Here is a 20435-nt window from a genome sequence, read left to right as displayed (position 1 = left end):
GGACTCAGGGGACTCAGGGGACTCAGGGGACTCCGGAGACCGAGGATCGCGGTCCTTGGGCTGTTCGTCCTTCGGGTGCTCGTCCTTCGGGTCCTCGCCGTCGGGCTGCGGCTGGTCCGGTTTGTCGCCCTCCGGCTGCCCATCGGGCCGCTCGCCCTTCGGCTGGTCGTCCTTGGGACGTTCGTCCTTGGGCTGCTCTTCCTGCGGCTGCTCGTCCCTGGGCTGATCCTGCTTGGGATCGTCCTGCTTCGGGTCGTCCTGTTTGGGCTCGTCGGGCTTCTCACCCTTGGGGTCATCGCCCTTGGGCTGCTCGTCCCTGGGCTGATCCTGTTTGGGATCGTCCTGCTTGGGGTGGTCCTGCCGAGGCTCGTCGGTCTTGTCGCCCTTCGGCTGGTCCTGCTGCTTGGGCTCGGGGTCGTCGCGCGCCGGGGGCGGGACGTCCTGGGTCAGCTCCGGGCCGCCGCCGGGGGGCGGGCCCTCCTGCTGTTTCTCCTTCTTCTCCAAGACCGTGAGCCGCGAGTTGACGTCGGTCACCATCCGCTCGCAGGCGTCGGCGATCTGGACCGGGCGATGGCTCGCCTGAGCAGGCACGCCCGCCGCACTCACCAGGCGGGTGACCTGGCCCTCCGTGGAGCGCATTCGCTCGGCAGCGCGCTCCACCTCGGTCAGTAACTGACGGACGAGCTTGGGATCCATGCCCTCGAACTTGCCCATGCGCGTCTCCCGGGGGGAAGGATATCGGCCGCCCACTTACCGTACCCGGGCACAGGCCGTCCGTCCTAGGGATCAGGACGAGGTATAACCGATCAATCCTGGTCGGGATCCGCCTTCGCCGCGCTCTCCGGCTTGGGGTCGGGCTCGAAACCCGAGGCCGCCGGCTGCGGGGCGCCGTCGGTGGCGATGTATCCGGCGACCGCGCGCAGCTTGTCCTCGCTGATCACCCCGCGCCGCAGCAGCCGCGGTACCGCGCTGGTGAGATCGACGATCGTGGACGGAACCCGGTCCGTGCACGGCCCGTCGTCGAGGTACACCTCCGCCGCCTCGCCGAGCTGCTTCCCGGCCTCCTCGACCGTGGTCGCCGGCTCCTGCCCGAAGCGGTTGGCGCTGCTGACCGCCATCGGGCCGATGTCCTTCAGCAGGTCGAGGGCCACCGCGTGCAACGGCATGCGCAGCGCCACCGTGCCCTTGGTGTCGCCGAGATCCCAGGACAGGGAACGGTTGGCCCGGCAGATCAGCGTCAGCGGCCCCGGCCAGAACGCATCAATGAGGTCCTGCCCGTACGGCCCGAGGTTCTCCACCAGGGCGGTGGCCGCCCGGACGGTGCCCACCAGCACCGGCACCGGTATGTCCCGGCCCCGGCCCTTGGCCGCCAGCAGCGCGTTGACCGCGGACTGGACGAAGGCGTCGCAGCCGATGCCGTACACCGTGTCGGTGGGCAGCACCACGAGCTGGCTCATGCGCAGGGTGGACGCCGCGTCGGCCAGGCCGGCGGCCCGTTGCTCGGCGTCGGCGCAGTCGTAACTTCGGCTCACAGTCAGCATCCTTTCACTGCCGCTCACTCCTGGCCGAAGCGGGCGGTCACGAAGCGGTCCCTGCGGGTCAGGTCCTGCTGGACGCGTACGTCGCGCCAGCCGTTCTCCTCACGGAAGATGAGATACACCGCCGAGCCCTGCACGTCGGCGTGTTCGACCACGACGAACCCGCCGGGCCGCAGCAGTCGCCGGGCCGTGCGCTCGACCGCGCGGACCTGGTCGAGACCGTCGGCGCCCGAGCCGTACAGCGCCAGCGCCGGATCGTAGTCACGGACCTCAGGATGCCGGGGGATCGCGCCGGGCGGGATGTAGGGCGGGTTGGAGATGACCAGATCGACCCGGCCGTCCAGCTCCCCCAGGGCCTCGGCGAGGTCTTCCGGATGCAGGGTGACCCGGCCCTGCCCCAGCTCGGAGATGTTGCGCTTGGCCCAGCCGTACGCCTCCGGGTCGATCTCCACGGCGTGTACCCTGGCCAGCGCGACCTCCTGGGCGATGGACAGCGCGATCACGCCCGAGCCGGTGCCGAGGTCCACGACGGTCGGGGAGGCGACGTCCATCTCGCGCAGCCGGTCGATGGCCCAGCCGACGACGACCTCGGTCTCCGGGCGCGGCACGAAGACGCCGGGACCGACCTCCAGGGACAGATAGCGGAAGTAGGCCCGGCCGGTGATGTGCTGCAACGGCTCACGGGCCTCGCGGCGCGCGATGCCCTCCCAGAACAGCGCGTCGAACTCCGAGTCCTTGACGGTGTGCAGCTCACCGCGGCGCACACCATGGACGAAGGCCGCGATCTCCTCGGCGTCGGTGCGCGGCGAGGGCACTCCGGCTTCGGCCAGCCGGGCGGTGGCGAGGGCGATCTCGTCCAGGAGGAGGCTCATGACATGAGGTCTTGGGGCAGGCCGGGGTTCGGTGGTCGGCGGATCAGGATGTTGAGGAGTGGGAGGCGAGCTTTTCCGCGGTCTCGGCGTCGAGCAACGCCTGGATCACCGCGGACAGCTCACCGTCCAGGACGTGATCGAGGTTATACGCCTTGAAGCCGACCCGGTGGTCGGAGATGCGGTTCTCCGGGAAGTTGTAGGTGCGGATCCGCTCGGACCGGTCGACGGTGCGGACCTGCGACTTGCGCTCGGCCGCGGCTTCGGCGGCGGCCTCCTCCTCGGCGATGGCCTGCAACCGGGCACGGAGCACGCGCATCGCGGTCTCCTTGTTCTGGAGCTGGCTCTTCTCGTTCTGGCAGGAGACCACGACCCCGGTCGGCAGGTGGGTGATGCGCACCGCCGAGTCGGTGGTGTTGACGCTCTGCCCGCCGGGCCCGCCGCTGCGGAAGACGTCGATGCGCAGGTCGTTGGGGTCGATCTGGACGTCGACCTCCTCGACCTCGGGGTAGACGAGCACCCCGGCGGCGCTGGTGTGGATGCGCCCCTGCGACTCGGTGGCGGGGACCCGCTGGACGCGGTGCACGCCGCCCTCGAACTTCAGCCGCGACCACACGCCCTCGTCGCCCTTGGACTTGATGGCGACCGTGACGTCCTTGTAGCCGCCGAGGTCGGACGGCTGGGAGTCGATGATCTCGGTCTTCCAGCCGGCCCGCTCGGCGTACCGGAGGTACATCCGCAGGAGGTCGCCCGCGAACAGGGCCGACTCCTCGCCGCCCTCGCCCGCCTTGATCTCCATCAGGATGTCCTTGGTGTCGTTGGGGTCACGCGGGATGAGCAGGTGCTTGAGGCGTTCTTCCAGCGCGGGCACCCGCGCCGCCAGCTCCTCGGCCTCCACCGCGAACGCCGGGTCCTCCCCGGCCAGCTCCCTGGCGGTGCCGAGGTCGTCGCGCACCGCCTCAAGCTCGCGGTAGGTGGCCACGATGGGGCTCAACTGCGCGTAACGCCTGCCGATCGTGCGCGCCTTGTTCTGGTCGGCGTGCACGGCGGGATCGGCGAGCATGGCCTCCAGCTCGGCGTACTCCTTGAGCAGTTCGTCCAGCTTCACCGCGTGATCCCTTCACCATCCTGCGAAAACCCCGACCAGCAAGAACGCCGACCCGGGCACACCCCCGTCGGACGAGGGGGTGATTCCGAGCCGGCGCTGGTCGTTGGCTACTTGCCCGCGGTCTTCTTCCCGAAGCGCTTCTCGAAGCGCGCCACCCGGCCGCCGGTGTCGAGGATCTTCTGCTTGCCCGTGTAGAACGGGTGGCACTCGGAACACACGTCGGTGTGGATCACACCGTTCTTGGCGGTGCTGCGGGTGGTGAAGGAGTTGCCACAGGTGCAGCTCACCTGGGTGACGTTGTACTCAGGGTGAATGTCGCGCTTCATGTCGCTTCCTCTCGCATGTGGCGGTCGCCGGGTCGCCGTTTTGCCTTCGCCTCACCCCGGACGGGGTGCGCGCGCCGCACACCGGGAAATGCGCGCGGGCGGGAACCGGTACCGCTGCGGTTCGGGTTCCAGTGTGCCAGATCCTGCAACCTTCCCGGGCCATCGGAAATTCCCGGGGTCATCGGGGCCGGTCGGGGCTCTCGGGCATGCCCGAGAGCGGCCCGCAGAGCGCCCTGCGCGCTGCTTCCGCCCGCTCCGGTCCGATGAGTACGGCGGGCCGCGCGGGCCCGCCGTACATGAGCACAGGGCTCGTCAGTCGCGGTCGTTGCTCACGGTCGTCTTCTGGACCTGGAGCAGGAACTCCGCGTTGGACTTGGTCTCCTTCATCTTCTCCAGCAGGAGCTCCAGGGCCTGCTGCATGTCCAGCGCGTGCAGCACCCGCCGCAGCTTCCAGACGATCTGCAGCTCGTCCTTGGCCATCAGGATCTCCTCCTTACGGGTGCTGGACGCGTCGACGTCCACCGCGGGGAAGATCCGCTTGTCGGCCAGGGACCGGCTGAGCTTGAGCTCCATGTTGCCGGTGCCCTTGAACTCCTCGAAGATGACCTCGTCCATCTTGGAGCCGGTCTCGACCAGGCCGGTGGCCAGGATGGTCAGCGAGCCGCCGTTCTCGATGTTGCGGGCGGCGCCGAAGAACCGCTTGGGCGGGTAGAGAGCCGTGGAGTCGACACCACCGGACAGGATCCGGCCGCTGGCGGGCGCCGCGAGGTTGTAGGCGCGGCCCAGGCGGGTGATCGAGTCGAGCAGCACCACGACGTCGTGGCCCAGCTCCACCAGCCGCTTGGCCCGCTCGATGGCCAGCTCGGCGACGGTGGTGTGGTCTTCGGCGGGACGATCGAAGGTCGAGTGGATGACCTCGCCCTTGACCGACCGCTGCATGTCGGTGACCTCTTCAGGACGCTCGTCCACGAGGACGACCATGAGGTGGCACTCGGGGTTGTTCCTGGTGATGGCGTTGGCGATGGCCTGGAGCACCATCGTCTTGCCCGCCTTGGGCGGGGAGGCGATGAGGCCGCGCTGGCCCTTGCCGATCGGCGAGACCAGGTCGATGATCCGCGTGGTCAGGATGTTGGGCTCGGTCTCCAGACGCAGGCGCTCCTGCGGGTAGAGCGGGGTGAGCTTGTTGAAGTCCTGGCGGTTACGGGCCTGGTCGGGGTCCATGCCGTTGACCGTGTCGAGGCGGACGAGCGCGTTGAACTTCTCGCGCCGCTCGCCCTCGCGCGGCTGGCGTACCGCGCCGGTGATCACGTCGCCCTTGCGCAGGCCGTTCCTGCGGATCTGGGCCAGCGACACGTAGACGTCGTTGGCGCCGGGCAGGTAGCCGGTCGTGCGCACGAAGGCGTAGTTGTCAAGGATGTCGAGGATCCCGGCGATCGGGATCAGCACGTCGTCCTCGCCGATCACCGGCTCGTTGCTGTCGAAGCGGTCACGGCCGCGGCGGTTGCGCTCCCTGAACCGGCCGCGCCGGCCGCGGCGGCCGTCGTCGTCCTGGCCGCCGTCGCGCTGGTCGCGGTCACGGTCGCGATCACGCTGGTCGCGGTCGCGCTGGTCGCCACGGTCGCGCTGATCGCGGCCGCCCTGGTCGCCGCGCTGGTCACGGCCGCCGTCCCGCTGGTCGCCACGGTCGCGCTGGTCGCCGCCGCGCGCCTGGTCGCGGCCCTGGCCGCCGTCGGTGGTGCGCTGCTCCCTGCTGTCGCCGCGCTCGCGGCGGCTGCGGCGCTCGCCACGCTCGCGGCGTCCCTCGCCGCGCTCGGGCTTGCCGTCCTGCTGGCCCTGCTCGGCGGGCTGCTCGGTCACCGGCGGGGCGGACGCCACCGCGGGCTCGGCGGCCTGGGCCGCGGCCTCGGGCAGCGTCGGCTGGTCGGCGGCGGGCGCGCCCGCGCTCTCGGCCGCGCCGGTGCGGGTGCGCACCCGGCGGGTGCGCGCGGGCCGCTCGGGCTGGGGCTCGGGGTCCGCGGCGACAGGGGCCGGCGCGGAGGTGGCGGGCTTGGCGTCGGACGTCTGGGCCGCGCCGTCCGCGGAAACGCCCTGCTTCTCCTGGATGGCCGCGATGAGCTGGCTCTTACGCATCCGCCCGGTCCCGCTGATGCCGAGGCTCGACGCGAGCTTCTGCAGCTCGGGGAGCACCATGGCGGACAGGCCGGTGCCGGAGCGACGGCGCGGCCGTGCCGCGGCGCGAGTGGGGGTGTCGCCGGCCGCCGACTGCTCAGGTGAGCCGGTGTCGGTGAGGAGTTCGGTGGTGTCGCTCACTAAGGGTCCTTCCCAGGGGTCGGGCGTCGGCGGCTATCTGCCGACCGTCCCGGAGGTGCGATCGATCCGGCGGGACTGGCCGGATCGGGGTGCACGTTGCGTTCCTTGGCCGCCCCGAAGAGCGGTTGCCAGTGTCGGGGACAGGTGCGCCCACGCCGTCATCGCCGGGACTCGCCGACGATGGGGGCCTGGAGGCCACCCCCCGGATTGTTACCGCCAACCAGATGTCATCGAGATGGTTGGAGCCCGCATATCCCCGCGTGCGCCGCCCTTCACGGCGTATGCCGGATGTGGAGCAACCGGCAACGGCGCATTCAGAGAGGGTATGCTGCCCACTTCTGACGAGGTGGAGCATGACGCAGCGATGTGAGGCTGACAAGCACGCACCCATCATGGGGGCATCTGGTGCGGCTATAAGCCTAACATCACCAGCGCACACGGCTATTCCCTGAAGGTCGAAGAGGCATCAGCGTGTCTCGGGAAACTGGACTCTGGCACCGTCGGTATCGACGTCCAGTGGCTGGATGTGCCAGTCGATACCCACTTCAGACGCGATCGAATCCTGCGCCTCCGGTGTCGGAAACGCCAGAATCGTCGGACCCGCCCCGGAGACGACCGCGGGAACTCCGATTGCGCGGAGCCGTTTTACCAGACTCGCGGTCTGGGGCATTGCAGGCGCGCGGTATCGCTGGTGCAGCCGGTCTTCGGTCGCGGCGAGCAGCACCGGGGTCTCCGGTCGCGTGGTCATCGCGGCCACCAGCAGCGCCGCGCGCCCCGCGTTGGCGGAGGCGTCGGCGTGCGGTACGTCCTTCGGCAGGTAGCCCCGCGCCACGTCGGTGGACAGCCGGTGTGCGGGGATGAACGCCACGGGCCGGATCGCGGCGTGCGGCGTCAGCTTCACCATACGCGCGATCCCCTCCTGGTCGCTCCAGGCGATGGTGAGTCCGCCGGCCAGGCAGGGGGCCACGTTGTCGGGATGGCCCTCCAGCTCGGTGGCCAGCGCGAACACCTCCTCATCCGGGAACGCCGCGGCCCCGGAGGCGTCGCCGGCGAGCGCCCGCGCGGCCAGCAGGCCCGCGCAGATGGCCGCCGATGACGAACCGAGCCCCCGCGCGTGCGGAATGCGGTTGTGACAGCGCAGCCGTACGCCCGGCGGCTGCTCCACCCCCATCCGGCCGAACGCCGCGCGCATGGCCCGCACGACGAGATGGCCGTCGCCGAGGTCGAGCTCCCCCTCCCCCTCGCCGGTGACCTCCACCTGCGTGCTCTCCCCCGACAAGGCCGCCGTGACCTCGTCGTACAGGCCGAGCGCGAGGCCCAGCGAGTCGAAGCCGGGGCCGAGGTTGGCCGAAGTCGCGGGCACGCGAACGACGACCGTCGTGCTGTCGGGCATGGGCCACCTTCGGAAGAAGCGTTCGGTGTCTGGGGTGTCGGGCCGGATGGCGCAGCGCCGTCCCCGGCTTCAGGCGAGTTCGAGCGCCATCGCGGCGGCGTGCGCGTCGATCGAGATCGTCACCGGGGCCGGGGCTCCGGAGATCGCCCAGTCGGGGTCCTTCAGGCCGTTACCGGTGACCGTACACACCACCCGCTGACCATCTTGCACCAACCCCTGCTCACGCGCCTGGAGCAGCCCGGCGACGCTCGCCGCCGAGGCCAGCTCCACGAACACGCCCTCCTCCTGGGCGAGCAGCTTGTAGGCCGCGGCGATCTGCCGGTCGGTCACCGCCTGGATCGCGCCGCCGGACTCGTCGCGGGCCGCCTCGGCGAGCCGCCAGGAGGCGGGGTTGCCGATCCGGATCGCGGTGGCGATCGTGTGCGGGTGGGTCACCGGCGCGCCCTTCACGATCGGCGCGGCCCCGCTCGCCTGGAACCCCAGCATCCGCGGAGTCTTGGTGGCGGGCCCGTCGGCGGAGTATTCCTTGTAGCCCATCCAGTAGGCGCAGATGTTGCCCGCGTTGCCCACCGGCAGGCAGTGTACGTCGGGCGCGTCGCCGAGCGCGTCCACGATCTCGAAGGCCGCGGTCTTCTGGCCCTGGAGCCGGTACGGGTTGACCGAGTTGACCAGCGCGATCGGGTAGCTCTCCGAGAGCTTCCTGGTCATCTCCAGGCAGTCGTCGAAGGAGCCGTCGACCTGGAGCAGCTTGGCCCCGTGGACCAGCGCCTGGGCCAGCTTGCCCATCGCGATCTTGCCGCGTGGCACCAGGACGGCGCAGGTCAGCCCCGCGCGGACGGCGTAGGCGGCGGCGGAGGCGGAGGTGTTGCCGGTGGAGGCGCAGATCACCGCCTTGGCCCCGGCCTCGACCGCCTTGCTGATCGCCATGGTCATGCCGCGGTCTTTGAAGCTCCCCGTCGGGTTGAGCCCTTCGACCTTCAGGTGGACCTCGCAGCCGGTCAGCGCGGAGACCCTGCGCGCGGGGACCAGCGGCGTGCCCCCCTCCAGCAGCGTGACGACCGGCGTCGCCGTGGTCACCGGAAGCCGGTCACGGTACTCCTCGATGAGTCCACGCCACACCCTGGTCATGATCGCTCCTAGGCAGCCTTGCGGTGTCGAGCACCGAGTTTACGGGCAACCGGCCTGACCTGCGGACGCGATCCCGCTCCTACGAGGTGAAGACGCGGTCGCGATAGGGTCTTCTGACATGACGGGTGAACATCACGGGGCGCCGGGCGACCGTCCGCGGATCCGGCGCAACGACCACTCCCCGCTCACCCCGCCCGGCCTGGGGGCCTTCACGCCGTCGCTGCCGGTGAGCGTCGTCATACCGGCCCACGGAGGGCAGAGCCGCCTCGATCTCACCCTGGCCGCGCTGGCCGCGCAGACCTACCCCGCGCACCTGCTCGAGGTCATCATGGTGGACGACGGCAGCGACCCGCCGCTGCGCCTGCCGGAGATCGCGCCGCCCGGCACGCGGATCGTCACCGCCGACCCGTCGGGCTGGGGCATCGGGCACGCGGTCAACACCGGGGCTGCGGTCGCCGAGGGCACGCTGCTCCAGCGCCTGGACGCCGACATGGTGGTCTGCCGCGAGCACATCGAGGCGCTGGCCCGCTGGCACCACCTGACCGACTACGCGGTCACGATCGGCTACAAGCGGTTTCTGGCCGAGCCCGAGGGGCTTTCCGCGGCCCGGGTACGCGACGGTGTGTCGGGCGGCGGGCTGGGCACGCTGTTCGACCTGGCGGCGGCGGTGCCGAGTTCGACCGAGGCGACGATCGAGCGCCTGGACGGCCTGCGCGCCAGCCGCAACCCCTACCACTGCTGCACGGGCCCCACGCTGTGCCTGCACCGCGAGTTGTTCCGCGCCGCCGGCGGCATCGACGCGGGCGTACCGCGCGGCGAGGACACCGAGTTCGCCTACCGGCTCGCCCAGGCCGGGGCCGTGTTCGTCCCCGATCCGCTGGCCCAGGCGGTCCATCTGGGGCTGCCGGCCCAGAAGCTGGAACGCGACCTGGCGGTCCGAGTGGTCTCGCCATACCTGGCCCAGCGCATCCCACTCCGCCGCGACCTGCGCAAGGACGCGGGGCGGCGGTGGCGCGTGCAGTACGTGGAGGTGGTGCTGGAGGTCGGCGGCGCGGCGGAGGAGACCGTGCGGGCCGCCGTGGGCGCGGCACTGACCGGCAGCGTCGGCGACGTGGTGGTGACGGTGGTCGCGCCCTGGTCGCGGTTGACCGGCGTGCGGCGGCCCGTGCTCCGCGATCCCGACCTGGACCTGCGCCTGATGAGCGAGCACTTCGCGGGCGATGACCGGGTGCGCCTGGCCGACACCGTGCCGCCCTCCCCCGCGCCGATCCCCTTCAGGTACACCGGCCCGGTGGAGGCGCCGCTCGGCCGCGACACGCTGCGCCTGATGATCGAGGCCATGCAGGAGCACCGGCCGGGCCTGGTTCTGGTGGATCTTCCCTCCGGCGGAACCGCCCGCCTGGAGCGCACCGAGGCGCTGAGCCGGGCGTTGCTGCTGGCCAACCCGGGCGTGCCGCTCGGTGAGCTGGCCACGGCGGGCCGGCTCGCCGCCGATCACAGGGACGAGCTGATCGAGGCCACCCACGGGGTGGTCAAGGGCGAGCACGCCGACTTCTGGCCCGCGCCCAAGAAGAAACCCGCTACGCCCGCGGCAGAACCCCGCAAACCGGCCCAGGCAGCGCCCGCACAGCCCTCCCGGCCGCGGAGCGTGTCACTGCTCGGCCGCCTGACCGGCCGCGGCCGTTCCGGCGACTGACCTCGGGCTCAGGGCCGTGTCGGGGGCAGTGGGGCAAGGCCGGGCCAGCGGGTGAGCATGCGCTCGCGTACCGCTCCGGCCAGGGCGGCCAGCGCGGCCAGATCGGGCTCCTCCGCCGCGGCGACCACGCCGAGCCGGTGCGCGAGCCGTTCTCGCGCGCCGGCCACGCCCCAGCTCCAGTCGTCCCGCAGCACGGCGGCGAGGTGGTCGGTGGTGTGCCTGCGGGCCCGTTCGACCAGCGCGTCACCGCGCAGCAGCCAGCCCGCGCAGGCGTCGGCGAGCCGCCCCTGAACGTCGGTGCCGGTCAGCACGCGCCAGATCGCCCGGTAGCGCCGCTCGGCCTCGGCGAGCATCGCCGGGGCGATGCCCAGCGCACACCAGCAGGTCGGAAAGCCCGTCCGCAGATAGGCCAGCTCCATCAGGCCGTTGCCCAGCGACGCCTGCTCCAGGTCCACGAAGCGCAGGCCCTGGCGGGTCACGATGACGTTGTCGGGGCATGGGTCGCCGTGCAGCAGCGCGTGGTGATCGCCCGCGCCCAGCCGCTCGACGAGCGCCGAGATCTCGGCGCGGGCCCGCGCGGGCACCGGCACGCCCAGCGCGCCGGCGAAGCCCGCGAACGCCTCGGCGTCGGCCTCCGTGGGGCCCTGCCACCTGGGCAGCGCGCCGGCGTCGGCGGGGCCGGTGGCGGCGTGCAGCCGCGCGAGCGCGTCGGTGTAACGGACCGCCCAGTCGGCCGGGGCGGGCGCCTCGGCGAGGTGTTCCAGCACCATGACCCGGCATCCGGCGTCGGAGGCGATGACCCTGGCCACCGGCGGCACGCCGCCGCTCCTGGCGGCGAGGGTCAGCGCGGTGATCTCCCGCTCGAACCTGGCCTGGGCGTCGTCGCCGCCGGTGGCCTGCTTGACCACGACGGCGGCCCCGCCGTACTCCAGCCGCCACACGCTGGAGCGCGGGCTGCTCTGCACCTCGCGCGCGCCCGCCGCCTCCGGCAACGGCCTCACCCCTCCTTGCCGCGGCGACGGCGGGACAGCGCCCGCCTGAGCGCCCGGGCGAACCCGGTGCGCGGCACCGGCTGGGCCTTCTTGGCCGCGGCCAGCTCACGGCGCAGCGTGCCGATCTCCCTGCGGTACTCGACCGCGCCCTTGCGCCAGCGGCCCGACTCATCGCGCCACTTGGCGATCTGCCCGCGCAGTCGTTCGGCCTCCTTCTTCAGCTTGGCGACCTCGGCCGCCGCCTCCGAGCGGGCCCGGTAGGCGCCGCGCCGGCCGACCGGGGGCGCGGCCTGCGCCGCGGACGCGAAGCCGTAGGTCTCGGCGTCCACCCAGAGCACCCCGAAGGTGTCGTTCACCGCGTCGTCGATGTCCTCGCCGGGCTCGGCCACGATCCGCGCCCTGGCGAAGGCGGCGGAGCGCTCCAACCGGGCCGCCACCACGCCGTCGGCGGTCTCGTCGAGCAGCACGTTGATCAGGCCGTAGCCCTGTTCGGAAGCCAGGTCGAGCAATCTGGCCAGGCTGTCCTCGCCGGGCGCCCACCCGGCGGGCAGGTGCAGCCGGTACGGCTCGGCGGTGTCGGGCTCGGGCTCCTGGCCGACCAGGCGCACCCGGGGCTCGTGGGCGTAGTGCCCCTGGATCAGGACCAGGTCGAGATCGGGGTCGGTCAGCGGGGCCCGCCGCTCGGGGGCCAGCCGCGCCCACGGGCCGGGCAGGTCCACCACGAGGTCGGGGATCGTGCCCGCGAGCAGCGCGTCCACCGTCGCGCGCACGTCGTCGTAGCCGCCGGGCTCGACGGTGGCCCGGATGTAGGGGACCTTCCACTGCCTGCCCGGGTGGGTGCGCAGCCAGCGGTAGGAGGGGATGCGGTCGGCGATGTAGGCGTGGCTGACCCGGTCGATCGGCTCCTTGTCGCGCATCCGCATGGAGGGGCCCAGGTGGTAGCCGCGGGCCTGCGGGTCGGGCACGAACACCGCGCCCGCCTGGCCCAGCCGGTAGCCCAGCTCGGTGTCCTGGCCGAGGATCAGCTCGGTGTCCATCGGGCCCGCCGCCTTGAGCAGCGCCGCCCCGACCGACGTCGCGCCGCCGACGTGCAGGCTGAACGCCCGGTGCGGGTCGCGTACCAGGCCGCCGGTGCGCTCCACGAGATCGACCAGCCACTCGTGCGGCTCGGCCGGCTCGAACAGCACGCCCAGGCCGCCCGTCCCGGCGGCGGCGGCCACCGCGCGCGGCTCGGGCAGCGGCGCGGTGGTGAAGCGCAGGTGGCTGGTGACCACCAGGTAGGGGGCGAGGTGGTGCCAGCGCAGGTGCGCCTCCACCTCGTCGGGGGCGAGCACCACGTCGGAGTCGAGCCAGTGGACGACGTCTCCGGTGGCGGCGGCCAGGCCCGCGTTGCGGGCGGCGGCCCTGCCGGGGGTCTCGCAGCCGACCAGCCGGGTCAGCTCCGGGCGGATGCCGCCGAGCCGCAGGGCGGGCTCGCTGCCGTTGTCGACCACCACGACCTCCAGCAGCTCCTGCGGGTAGGTCTGGGCGGCCAGGCCCGCGAGCGCGAGGTCGAGCTTGTCCTGTCCGTTGTAGGCCGGCACCACGACCGTGACGGTCAGCGTGGGCGTCCAGGTCCCGATGGCGGGCGGGCGCAGCACGGTGTAGTCGTTGCCCCTGATCCTGACGGTCACGTTCGGCTCACTTCGCTCACAAGCGCTCCCTGCCCGGTGCCGGGGCCGGCCTCCATGATCATACTGGGCCGGAATCCGCGCCACTGGTTTGCCGCTACCCGCAGAAAATGGGCCAGGGAAAGCCGCCAGGTGTGGTCGCCGGCCAGTGAACGGCGCAGCATGTATCCGAGTCCGTGGGTGCGGTATATCCGGCCGCCCGCGGCGTGGATTCGTTTCAGGAGATCGGCGTCCACGGCGCTGGGCAGGGCGCTGAAACCACCGGATTCTTGATATTTCGCGCGATCCATCAGGATCGTTCCGCCCGCGATGTAATCACTCCACACTTCGCTGCTGTAGTCGATCCTGCGGACGGTGGCGCGCAGCGGCTCCAGGTAGAAGAACTCCGGGGGCACGCCGACCACGTCGGCCCCCGAGTACTCCTTGGCGAGCAGCAGGTCGGCCAGGTGCTCAGGGCCGTACCAGTCGTCGTCGTCCCACTTGGCGATGTACTCGCCGGTGGCCCGGCCCGCCGCCAGATGCAGCAGCTCACCGAACGGCCGGTCCGCGCCGGCCTCCACCACGGTGAGCGGGAGCGCGAAGCCGTCGGCCGCCCGGCGTACGTCGGGGTGGTCACGGCCACCGGGCACGCCGTGCAGGCCGAGCACGACCTCGGCGCGCACATGCCGCTGGCGGGCGATCTGGCCGAGCGCGCCGGCCAGGTGGGGCGGGCGCATGCTCGACATCACGACACTGACCGTCGGCGGCCGGTCGGCGGGTGTACGACGGGCGCGCAGCCCGTGCCGCCGCAGCCGCACGCTGTGCTCCTCGCGGCGCAGGTCGGCCACCGAGCGGATGCCGGAAGGGCCCTCGGCGAGCCGCGAGCCGTCCCATTCGGCGAGCAGGGCGGCGAGCCCGGAGTCGGCCTCCCGGGCCCAGGCGGGCGTCTCGGCGGCGAACAGCGGCACCCCGGCCGCGGCGAGGTCGAGGACGGGCGCGAGCGGGACCGGCGACTCACCCGGCCACTCGACCCGCAGGCCGCGCAGCGGGCGCAGCGCCTCGGCGTCCGAAGCGGTCGCGACCCGGCCCAGCGGACGGTCACCGGCGACCCAGTGCTCACCGGCCCAGCGCAGCACTCCGTCGCCCTCGCTGGGAGTGCGGACGTATCCTCGCGGACCGGCCCGTTCCTCTGGCGCTCGCGGCGTGGCTGGATCGGCGGATGATTCCGGCGCGACACTCATACAGGACTCGTTCACATCCGTAATTCGCGGGGCGGTCGCCAACGAGCGTACCGATTGCGGGCGCTCTCCCGGCACGAACCCTGACAACAGGTCAGCACCGGGAGTGCGCTCCGGCCGGCCGCGCGCCGGTCATTTACACTTTCCGCTGCCCCGGCATACGTGGCAGTTCTCCAATGAATTCACCCAAATGACGGAGCCGTCCGGCTGCCGCTTCGGTCTCTCGTAGGTGAGCTGGCCGGTCCCGTTGCAGCATCCGCAGTCCGGAGCGGGCTTGGCCACGGGCCTCTCCCTGTGTGCGCGATCGGTGTGCCGCGCACGAGTCACCCGACGCCGAACGTGCGCGTATCCCGTAGGGTAGTGCCCTTCAGCCGCCGCCCACGGGGCTTCTGGCCAGATGCCGCCACACCCGCCCGGGCGGGGCTCAGGACGACTCGTCGCCCTCCACCCGCATCACGCTCGCCACCGCGCGGACGATGTCGAGCTCGCGCAGACTGCTCAAGGTGGCCGACAGGGCGGCGTCGGCGGCCCGGTGGGAGACCAGGACGAGCTGCGCGTCGTCGCCGTGGCCCTCCTGGCGGACCGTCTGGATGGACACATCGTGCTTGGCGAAGATGTCGGCCACCCGCGCGAGCACGCCCGGCTTGTCGGCGACGTCGAGGGCGATGTGGTAGCGGGTCACGGTGTCGCCCATCGGGTGGACGGCGAGGTCGGCGTAGGTGGACTCGTCGGGGCCGTGCGCTCCGGCCAGCCGGTTGCGGGCGACCGCGACCAGGTCGCCGAGCACGGCCGAGGCGGTCGGGGCGCCGCCCGCGCCCTTGCCGTAGAACATCAGCTCGCCGGCCGAGCGCGCCTCGACGAAGACCGCGTTGTAGGCGTCGCGGACCCCGGCCAGCGGGTGCGACCTCGGGATCATGGCCGGATGCACGCGGACCCCGACCGTGCGGCCGTCGTCGGCGCGGGCGCAGATGGCCAGCAGCTTGATCACATAACCCATGGCCTTGGCGCTGGCGACGTCGGCGGCGCTGATCTCGGTGATGCCCTCGCGGTGGACGTCGGCCGCGGTGACCCGGCTGTGGAAGGCCAGCCCGGCCAGGATGGCGGCCTTGGCCGCGGCGTCGAAGCCCTCGACGTCGGCCGTGGGGTCGGCCTCGGCGTAACCGAGCGCCTGGGCCTCCTCCAGCGCGTCGGTGAAGGACGCGCCCGTGGAGTCCATCTTGTCGAGGATGTAGTTGGTGGTGCCGTTGACGATGCCGAGCACGCGGTGGACGTGGTCGCCGCTCAGCGACTCGCGCAGCGGGCGCAGCAGCGGGATCGCCCCCGCCACGCTGGCCTCGAAGTAGAGGTCGCCGCCGCCCTGCCTGGCCGCGGCGTACAGGGCCGAGCCGTCTTCGGCGAGCAGCGCCTTGTTGGCGGTCACCACGGACTTGCCGCCGCGCAGCGCGGTCGTGATGAGCGACCTGGCGGGCTCGATGCCGCCGATCACCTCGACCACGATGTCCACGTCGTCGCGGGAGACCAGGGCCTCGGCGTCGGTGGTGAGCAGCCCCTGCTCGACGTCGGCGTCGCGCTTGCGGCCCAACCGGCGCACGGCCACCCCGGCCAGCTCCAGCGGGGCGCCGATCCTGGCGGCGAGGTCGCCGGACTGCTCCCGCATCAGCCGTACGACCTGCGATCCGACGACGCCGCAGCCCAGCAGGGCCACTTTCAGCGGTTTCACGGTTGCCCCCTCAGCAGGTCCTCTTCCGTCTCCCCGCGCACGATCACTCGTGACGCGCCGTCCTTGACCGCGACGACGGCGGGCCTCGGCTGGTAGTTGTAGTTACTGGCGAGCGAGCGGCAGTAGGCGCCGGTGGCGGCCACCGCGATGAGGTCGCCGGGCGCGAGGTCGGCGGGCAGGTAGGCGTCGCGCACCACGATGTCGCCGCTCTCGCAGTGCTTGCCGACGACCCGGGACAGCATGGGCGCGGCCTCGCTGGTGCGGGAGGCCAGCACGCAGGTGTACTCGGCGCCGTACAGCGCGGTGCGGATGTTGTCGCTCATCCCGCCGTCCACGCTGACGTAGGTGCGCAGGCCCTCGACGTCCTTGACCGTGCCGACGTTGTAGAGGGTCACGCCGGCGGGGCCGATGATCGCCCGGCCGGGCTCGACGGTCAGCCGGGGCACCGGCAGCCCGGCGGCGGTGCAGACCCGCTCGACGATCTCGCGCAGCGCGTCGGCGACGACCTTGACGCCCGGGGCCTCGTCGGCCTCGGTGTAGGCGATGCCGTAGCCGCCGCCGAGGTCGAGCTCGGGCAGCACCACGTCGTGCTCCTGCTTGATCTGCACCAGCAGCCCGGCCAGCCGCTGGGCGGCCACCTCGAAGCCGGCGGAGTCGAGGATCTGGGAGCCGATGTGGGAGTGCAGGCCGGCCAGCCTGAGCTGCGGCAGCGCGAGCACCCGGCGGACCGCCTCGGCGGCCGCCCCGCTGTTCAGCGAGAAGCCGAACTTCTGGTCGTCGTGGGCGGTGGCGATGAACTCGTGGGTGTGCGCCTCCACACCGGTGGTGACCCGGATGAGCACGGTGGGCCGCGCCTCGTGCCGCTCGGCCAGGTGGCCCAGCCGGGCGATCTCCTCGAAGGAGTCGAGGACGATGTGGCCGGCCCCGGCCTCGATCGCCCGCTCCAGCTCGGCGGCGGTCTTGTTGTTGCCGTGCAGGGTGATGCGCTCGGGCGGGAAGCCCACGCTGAGCGCGACGGCCAGCTCGCCGCCGGTGCAGACGTCGAGGCCCAGGCCCTCCTGGTCGATCCAGCGGGCGAGCTCCCTGCACAGGAACGCCTTGCCCGCGTAGTGGACGTCGCTGTCGCCGAACGCGGCGACGAACTCGCGGCAGCGGGAGCGCACGTCGTCTTCGTCGAGCACGTAGAGCGGCGTGCCGTACTGGGCGGCGAGGTCGCGGACGTCGATGCCGCCGACGGTGACCACGCCGTCGGCGCGCCCCGCGGTGCGGGGCCAGATGGCCGGGTCGAGGCGGCCGCGCGCCAGCTCACCCGGGTCGCCGGGCATGTGGGCGGGGCGGTCGTACGGCGGGGCCCCGGCATGCCGGTCGCCTGCGGGGTGGACGAAGGGACTCACCCGATCGAGGCTATCGGACCGGCTGATCCCATCGGCACGCCTGTCCACTCTCCGAGACACATGCTCTGCAATTTATCCTCCAAATCAGCGGAACTTGCGGATAAATCACGTTCAATACTCGCTATGACACCTGATCCTCCGGCGCGGCCCAGGTGTTGCACGCGCCGATCGTGCCCAGCCGCTCGCCCCGGCCGATCCACGCCGCGCTGTTCTTCGCCGAGCCGTGGGTCTTGCGGTGCGCCGCCCACTCCTCGTCCTCCGCCCCCGCCGAGCCCGCCGCCGCGCGCACCATCGCCAGCGCCTCGGGATCGACGTCCCGCATGGCCGCCGCCGCCATGCAGTCCGCCTGCAACTCCAGCCGCCGCGACCACGCCTCGTCGAAGATCTCCGAACCGCGCTGGTCGGCGATCCCGCTGATCTCCTGTACGTGGTGGGCGTACTCGTGGGCCAGGGTGAACATGTCGGAGAAGGCCCAGCTCGCGTCGAGCAGCACGTTGACCGACCGGGACTCGGGGCAGTAGATGCCGGCCCAGCCCTCGTCGCCCTGGCCGCAGGAGGCGTCACCGGGGGTCTCGACCAGGTTGACCTCGCTGGGCGGCTCGTAGTGGTAGCCGGCGGTCCGCAGGGAGGCCGTCCACATCCGGTCCAGGCAGCGGGCCAGCGCGTTCAGGGTCCGTCTGATGTCCTCGTCGCGGTCATCGGGTAACTCGCAGCGGCTCGGCACGGGGGGCGTGGAGTACAGGGCGTGGGTCGCCGCTCCGGACCTCGGGGAGCCGGGCGCGGTGCCGAGGGCGTCTCGGATATCGGGATAGAAGAACGCGAGGGCACCGAGCACGAGCGCGAACACCGCGGCGGCCGGTAGTGACCGCCTGATCACCCCGCGTTTTTCGTCCACCACCACTCCCTTTTTCCGTCTCGGGAGGGTTTATCACAGTCTGTGGGGCGCTGTTCGTCCATTGGCGGCCAGCCCTTCGGCGAGTATCAGGCGGACCGCCCCGGCCAGCCGTACGCGGGCCGTGTGGACGGGCTCGGCGGCCCGGTCCCCCATCGGTACGGCGGGCGCCCCCTCGTGCGCGTCGTGGTAGGCCAGGGCCAGCCGTTCCAGGTAGCCCGCCCAGCCGGGCCGGGCGCGTTCACGCCTGCTGGGCAGCTCGGCCAGCACCCGCAGCACGGCCCGGTCCAGCGCCCCGCACAGCGTCTCGGGGCGGAAGCCGCCGAGCGGCACGCCGAGGTCGCGCGCCCAGCGTCCGGCGGCCACCGCCCGCGCGTGCGCGTAACGGACGACGAAGCCGGGGTTGTCCCACGTCCGCGGGAAATCCGGCCATCGGGCCTGGAAGGCGTCCAGCCCCAGCGCCCCCGGCCGGAACTCGGCGACGATCTCGCCCGGCGTCGTCACCACGATCTCCAGCAGCCGGCCCGGGCCGGGCCGTACGCCGGCGATCCCGGCCACTTCGCGCAACCGCTCGGCCGCGAGCGGGTCAGGGGCCGGGGCCAGGTAGACCGCCTCGCGCTCCCAGCTTCCCGAGGGCCGCGGCGTACCTCCGAGCAGCCGCGCCAGCAGGGCGATCCTCACCCTGAAAACGATAGTCGGCGTGTTCAGGCCATCGCGTGCGGGATCGCCGGGCCGTACTCCACCAGCCGGGCCGACGCCAGCAGCGAGGCGTCCTCGCGGCGGACCCGGACGTATCCGAACCTGTCCGAGGAGAACACCCGGATGTTGTCGGCGCGGCACTGGCGCATCAGCACCTCGTCCCAGCCCTCCGCCACGTCGGCGATGCCCAGCCCGCGCAGCACGGTGCGGCGGGCCAGCAGCGTCCCCCCGGTGATCTCCGGCAGGTAGGCGTGCTCCGCGCCGGGCTGGCGCAGCAGCGCCGCCCCTGCGTCCTCCAGGTAGGCGTAGTAGGACGCCTTCCCCACCACGTCGGCCGTGGTGTAGAGGAAGGCCCGGCTCAGGTCGCTCAGGTAGTGCTCGCCGTACAGGTCGCGCGAATCCATCACCGCGACCAGGTCGCCCTCGCACAGGTCCAGCGCCCGGTTCAGCGCGCCGCCGGTGCTCAGCCGGGGGTCGGCGGTCCTGGCCACCACGTCCACGGAGCCGGGCAGCAGTTCACCCGCCCGCTTGGCGGCCACGTCGCCGTCGGGCGCGAGAAGTACCGCCTGGCGGACCCCGGCCTGTCCGGCGAGCTGGGCGAGCGCGCGCTCAAGGTCGCCGGTCGGCGGCACGATCACCGAGACGTGCAGGGTGGCGCGGGCGGCGGGCAGGCCGATGGCCTCAAGGAAGTCGTCCAGCCGCTCGGTCATCGTGCCCTCGGCGTACGCTTGGCGCATCGCCGCGTGGGCGCGCCGGTCGTCGGGCAGGCTGCCGATCGGGGTGGCGCAGGCGGCGATCTCGGCCAGCCGCCAGGGCTCGGTGCCCGGCGGGACCGACACGCCCTTGGGCCAGCGGTAGGAGGTGAGCAGGTCGGGGTAGGTCAGGTGCTCGGGCAGCAGCTCGGCCAGCGTGAGCACGCGGTCGAAGCGCCCCCCTGCCAGCGGCAGCGGGTTGTGCACACGGGGCTGGATCGCGTACCGCAGCACGCCCGCGCGGGGGTGGGCCGACCGCCACGCGGGCAGCGCCTCGGGCAGCGCCGTGAAGACGTACTCGAACAGCGACGCCACCTCCCGGAACTCGGCCACGTCGCCGCCGGTGTGCCAGAAGACCGTGCGGGTGCCGCGCTCGGAGCACCAGGCGAGCAGGGCCCGCAGGTCCTCGCCCGGCTCGCGGACCTCCCCCGCCCATGGTCCACCGGTGACCGATTCGACCACCAGCAGGTGCGGCACCTCCTGGGCGAGCACCCGGGCGAAGTCGCGCGGGGTGAACCCGACCGTCTGGCGCCACTCATAGCGCAGCAGCGCCTCGGCGTGCGGATCGGCGATCACCGCCGCGGTCAGGTGCGGGCGGGTGTTCGGCCCGGTGGGCACCCGGAAGGGCTTGAGCTTGAAGGAGGCGCCCTCGATGGTCCGGCTGGACTCCTTGGCCTGGAATGCGGCTCCCGGCTTCTCTTCGGCCGTCTGGGGGACGGCGGGGGCCGGTC

The 20435-nt window shown here is 72.4% G+C and carries 16 protein-coding genes and 1 pseudogene; 1 reads left to right on the top strand and 16 read right to left on the bottom strand.

Translation table 11 applies throughout. The annotated features are described in order from the left end of the window. From C1I98_RS40530 to thrC, 8 genes and pseudogenes are all read right to left on the bottom strand, one after another. Window positions 1–714 (bottom strand): annotated as a pseudogene (locus tag C1I98_RS40530) (hypothetical protein); the annotation flags it as partial. 92 nt (window positions 715–806) lie between these two features. After that, on the bottom strand, window positions 807–1532 hold the full coding sequence (locus tag C1I98_RS15375; protein ID WP_111168150.1) for an L-threonylcarbamoyladenylate synthase: 726 nt from the start codon (window positions 1530–1532) through the stop codon (window positions 807–809). Between the two features lie 23 nt (window positions 1533–1555). After that, window positions 1556–2410, bottom strand: a complete 855-nt coding sequence (gene prmC, locus C1I98_RS15370) for a peptide chain release factor N(5)-glutamine methyltransferase (protein WP_111168147.1) — start codon at window positions 2408–2410, stop codon at window positions 1556–1558. Between the two features lie 43 nt (window positions 2411–2453). Beyond that, window positions 2454–3515: a peptide chain release factor 1 gene (gene prfA / locus C1I98_RS15365; RefSeq protein ID WP_111168146.1), complete on the bottom strand. Its 1062-nt coding sequence runs from the start codon at window positions 3513–3515 to the stop codon at window positions 2454–2456. 107 nt (window positions 3516–3622) lie between these two features. Continuing rightward, window positions 3623–3841 (bottom strand): 50S ribosomal protein L31, encoded by a 219-nt coding sequence (gene rpmE / locus C1I98_RS15360; RefSeq protein WP_111168145.1) that lies wholly within the window; start codon window positions 3839–3841, stop codon window positions 3623–3625. 312 nt (window positions 3842–4153) lie between these two features. Beyond that, window positions 4154–6151 carry a transcription termination factor Rho gene (rho, locus tag C1I98_RS15355; protein WP_111168144.1) on the bottom strand — a complete coding sequence of 666 codons (1998 nt, stop codon included), beginning with the start codon at window positions 6149–6151 and terminating at the stop codon, window positions 4154–4156. A gap of 466 nt (window positions 6152–6617) precedes the next feature. Next, entirely contained in the window at window positions 6618–7544 is a 927-nt protein-coding gene (gene thrB / locus C1I98_RS15350; protein ID WP_111168143.1) for a homoserine kinase, read from the bottom strand. A gap of 69 nt (window positions 7545–7613) precedes the next feature. After that, window positions 7614–8672 (bottom strand): threonine synthase, encoded by a 1059-nt coding sequence (gene thrC / locus C1I98_RS15345; protein ID WP_111168142.1) that lies wholly within the window; start codon window positions 8670–8672, stop codon window positions 7614–7616. Between the two features lie 118 nt (window positions 8673–8790). On the opposite strand from thrC, the gene C1I98_RS15340 reads away from it, so the two are divergent. After that, a complete protein-coding gene (locus C1I98_RS15340; protein ID WP_111168141.1) occupies window positions 8791–10368 on the top strand; it encodes a glycosyltransferase family 2 protein in 1578 nt (525 codons plus the stop codon). A gap of 8 nt (window positions 10369–10376) precedes the next feature. Here the strand turns inward: C1I98_RS15340 and C1I98_RS15335 are convergent, their stop codons facing one another. From C1I98_RS15335 to C1I98_RS41420, 8 genes are all read right to left on the bottom strand, one after another. Then, on the bottom strand, window positions 10377–11369 hold the full coding sequence (locus tag C1I98_RS15335) for a phosphotransferase family protein (RefSeq protein ID WP_111168140.1): 993 nt from the start codon (window positions 11367–11369) through the stop codon (window positions 10377–10379). Further along, entirely contained in the window at window positions 11366–13033 is a 1668-nt protein-coding gene (locus C1I98_RS15330) for a glycosyltransferase family 2 protein (RefSeq protein WP_111168139.1), read from the bottom strand. Before C1I98_RS15330 ends, C1I98_RS15335 begins: the two co-directional genes overlap by 4 nt. Beyond that, window positions 13030–14250 carry a glycosyltransferase family 2 protein gene (locus C1I98_RS15325; protein WP_111168138.1) on the bottom strand — a complete coding sequence of 407 codons (1221 nt, stop codon included), beginning with the start codon at window positions 14248–14250 and terminating at the stop codon, window positions 13030–13032. The genes C1I98_RS15330 and C1I98_RS15325 overlap by 4 nt, the downstream gene beginning before the upstream one ends. Window positions 14251–14671: 421 nt before the next feature. Then, window positions 14672–15967, bottom strand: a complete 1296-nt coding sequence (locus C1I98_RS15320) for a homoserine dehydrogenase (protein ID WP_111168137.1) — start codon at window positions 15965–15967, stop codon at window positions 14672–14674. Beyond that, entirely contained in the window at window positions 15964–17361 is a 1398-nt protein-coding gene (gene lysA / locus C1I98_RS15315; RefSeq protein ID WP_438672083.1) for a diaminopimelate decarboxylase, read from the bottom strand. The genes C1I98_RS15320 and lysA overlap by 4 nt, the downstream gene beginning before the upstream one ends. Window positions 17362–17482: 121 nt before the next feature. Next, window positions 17483–18256, bottom strand: a complete 774-nt coding sequence (locus tag C1I98_RS15310) for a neutral zinc metallopeptidase (protein WP_146607456.1) — start codon at window positions 18254–18256, stop codon at window positions 17483–17485. A 33-nt stretch (window positions 18257–18289) separates the two neighbouring features. After that, window positions 18290–18934 (bottom strand): anticodon-binding protein, encoded by a 645-nt coding sequence (locus tag C1I98_RS40525; protein ID WP_146607455.1) that lies wholly within the window; start codon window positions 18932–18934, stop codon window positions 18290–18292. Window positions 18935–18957: 23 nt separating this feature from the next. Then, window positions 18958–20435, bottom strand: a 1478-nt coding sequence (locus tag C1I98_RS41420; protein ID WP_111168135.1) for a glycosyltransferase family 2 protein, incomplete at its 5' end; no start/stop codon positions are given.

It is taken from the genome of Spongiactinospora gelatinilytica, from assembly GCF_003236385.1.
In the GTDB taxonomy this organism is placed as follows: domain Bacteria; phylum Actinomycetota; class Actinomycetes; order Streptosporangiales; family Streptosporangiaceae; genus Spongiactinospora; species Spongiactinospora gelatinilytica.
This window is presented reverse-complemented; position numbering and strand designations above follow the sequence as displayed.

Coding starts and splice junctions, on each gene's coding strand:
- prmC (WP_111168147.1), bottom strand. CDS start 2,410: ATGAGCCTCCTCCTGGACGAGATCGCCCTCGCCACCGCCCGGCTGGCC.
- rpmE (WP_111168145.1), bottom strand. CDS start 3,841: ATGAAGCGCGACATTCACCCTGAGTACAACGTCACCCAGGTGAGCTGC.
- thrB (WP_111168143.1), bottom strand. CDS start 7,544: ATGCCCGACAGCACGACGGTCGTCGTTCGCGTGCCCGCGACTTCGGCC.
- thrC (WP_111168142.1), bottom strand. CDS start 8,672: ATGACCAGGGTGTGGCGTGGACTCATCGAGGAGTACCGTGACCGGCTT.
- C1I98_RS15340 (WP_111168141.1), top strand. CDS start 8,791: ATGACGGGTGAACATCACGGGGCGCCGGGCGACCGTCCGCGGATCCGG.
- C1I98_RS15325 (WP_111168138.1), bottom strand. CDS start 14,250: ATGAGTGTCGCGCCGGAATCATCCGCCGATCCAGCCACGCCGCGAGCG.